Source organism: Rhodoferax sp. UBA5149 (genome assembly GCF_002413825.1).
GTDB lineage: Bacteria > Pseudomonadota > Gammaproteobacteria > Burkholderiales > Burkholderiaceae_C > Rhodoferax.
Map to the genome: position 1 here is coordinate 1 of NZ_DHXT01000221.1, position 2,104 is coordinate 2,104.

The following is a 2,104-nucleotide window of genomic DNA, read 5'->3' on the forward strand; positions in this document are numbered from 1 at the left end:
CTACCCGCTAACTGCACACAAATGGCCCACTTCGGTGGGCCATTTTTATTGTCTAATTGGGGTCAGATTCCAAATTCACCGTCCGAGCTGGACGGTTACACTGCGGCGCTACGCGTCGCAACGAAATTGGAATCCGACCCCAATTAAACATTCATGATCAAGCTTTTTGTGGGTCTTGGTAATCCCGGCCCAGAATACGAATCCACCCGTCACAACGCCGGTTTCTGGTGGTTGGACGAGGTCGCACGCGAACTCAAAACGCCACTCGTGATGGACAAAACCTACCACGGCATGGTTGGTCGAACATCCGTCAACGGGCAAACGGTATGGTTGCTGAAACCGCAAACCTTCATGAACCTGTGCGGCAAGTCGGTCGCAGCGCTGACGCGGTTTTTCAAAATTCAGCCGCAGGAAATACTGGTGGCACACGACGAGCTGGATATTGTTCCCGGCGAAGCAAAACTCAAGCTCGGCGGCAGCCACGCCGGACACAATGGTTTGCGCGATATTCACGCCCAGCTCGGAACGGACGACTACTGGCGCCTGCGCTTGGGTGTCGGACATCCGGGCGTCAAATCCGAGGTCATCAACTGGGTGCTGAAAAAGCCGTCTCTGGATCACCGCATTGCCATTGACCAGAGCATTGACCGTGCGCTCAAGGCGCTGCCGCATTTGCTGGCGGGCGACATGGATAAAGCCACCATGCTGGTGCACACCAGCAAGCCGCCCAGGCCCAAACCGCCCCGACCTGAAAATCCAGCGCCGTAAATTCCGACTCGCCCAAGCCCATCCAACAGGAAGCACATCATGCAAAGTCTCACTCTAAACGCTATTGTTTTAATAGCTGCCTGCGCTTTATCGACGGGGGCTACAGCTCAAAAAACCTATAAGTGTGGCGACGCCTACAGCCAGCTGCCCTGTCCCGGTGGCGTCATCCTTGATGCCGCCGACCAGCGAACCAGCGCACAAAAAATGCAATCCGATTTGGCGACGGGTCGCGACACCCGTATCGCCTCCACCATGGAGAAGGCACGGCTACAACAGGAAAAAATAGATTTAACGGCCAACACGCCGCCGGTGAAACAAGAAACCACTGGTACAGCAGCCAGCATGCCTACAACCCAGGCGAAGAAGAAAAAGAAGAAAACGCCAGACTACTTTACCGCTCAGGTTCCGGGCCAGAAAAAGAAAAAGAAAATCCCCAAAAAAAGCGCGAGGAAGAAGGACGAGAGCACGTCCTGATCAAAATTTGCATCCCAGGCTTGCTCACTTGCCTGCAGTATTCTTCGTCTCCAGTTGCAGACGGCGGTACTTTTGCCACAGTGTCTCCTGATCTTCCACGAACTGCGGGTTGACCGGTATGCAGGCCACCGGGCACACCTGGACACACTGGGGCTCGTCAAAATGGCCCACGCACTCAGTGCATTTGTGGGGGTCGATCTCATAGATTTCCAGGCCCAGAAAAATGGCCTCATTCGGGCACTCGGGCTCGCACACGTCGCAGTTGATGCACTCGTCGGTGATGATCAAAGCCATGGCTTACCATCCGCCAGATGGTCAAAATTATTCGAACTAAACATAAACAACATGGGGCGAATTATCGGCGTTTCGGCACAGGGCAAGCCCAATTCCCTACTGCCACCGTGCCCAAAATAATGGCCCTGATTCTGCGAGCCTGATGACACAACATGACTACACCCAACATCCCCCTGCATGAACTCGGCGCGCAAGAGCTGACAGCGGCCTACCGCCGGCGCGACCTTTCACCGGTGGAGGTGACGCAATCGGTGCTGACCTACATGGAGCGATGGGAGCCCCATATCCATGCCAGCTACCTGCTGCGCCCGGAACTGGCGTTGGAACAGGCACGAGCCTCCGAGGCGCGCTGGCAGCGCGGCGCCCCGTGTGGCGTGCTGGACGGCGTGCCCGTCACCCTCAAGGACAACATCGCCACCCGCGGCGACCCCATGCCATTGGGCACGCTGGCGACCGAGCTGGCACCCGCCAGCGCCGATGCGCCGCCCGCCGCCCGCCTGTTCGAGGCCGGCGCGGTGCTGGTGTGCAAGACCACCATGCCTGACTACGGCATGCTCTCCAGCGGTTT

General features: G+C 57.3%; 4 protein-coding genes. 3 read left to right on the plus strand and 1 reads right to left on the minus strand.

Annotated features, from left to right (window positions below; translation table 11 throughout):
* Positions 1-153 precede the first annotated feature (153 nt).
* A complete protein-coding gene (pth, locus tag B3V69_RS19690; protein WP_296449194.1) occupies positions 154-768 on the plus strand; it encodes an aminoacyl-tRNA hydrolase in 615 nt (204 codons plus the stop codon).
* A 39-nt stretch (positions 769-807) separates the two neighbouring features.
* The gene (locus B3V69_RS19695) at positions 808-1,242 is read left to right on the plus strand and encodes a hypothetical protein (protein ID WP_296449197.1); all 435 of its coding nucleotides are present in this window, start codon (positions 808-810) and stop codon (positions 1,240-1,242) included.
* A gap of 24 nt (positions 1,243-1,266) precedes the next feature.
* Here the strand turns inward: B3V69_RS19695 and B3V69_RS19700 are convergent, their stop codons facing one another.
* Positions 1,267-1,536: a YfhL family 4Fe-4S dicluster ferredoxin gene (locus B3V69_RS19700; RefSeq protein WP_296449200.1), complete on the minus strand. Its 270-nt coding sequence runs from the start codon at positions 1,534-1,536 to the stop codon at positions 1,267-1,269.
* Between the two features lie 152 nt (positions 1,537-1,688).
* On the opposite strand from B3V69_RS19700, the gene B3V69_RS19705 reads away from it, so the two are divergent.
* A partial coding sequence (locus B3V69_RS19705; protein ID WP_296449204.1) for an amidase family protein occupies positions 1,689-2,104 on the plus strand: 416 nt, incomplete at its 3' end.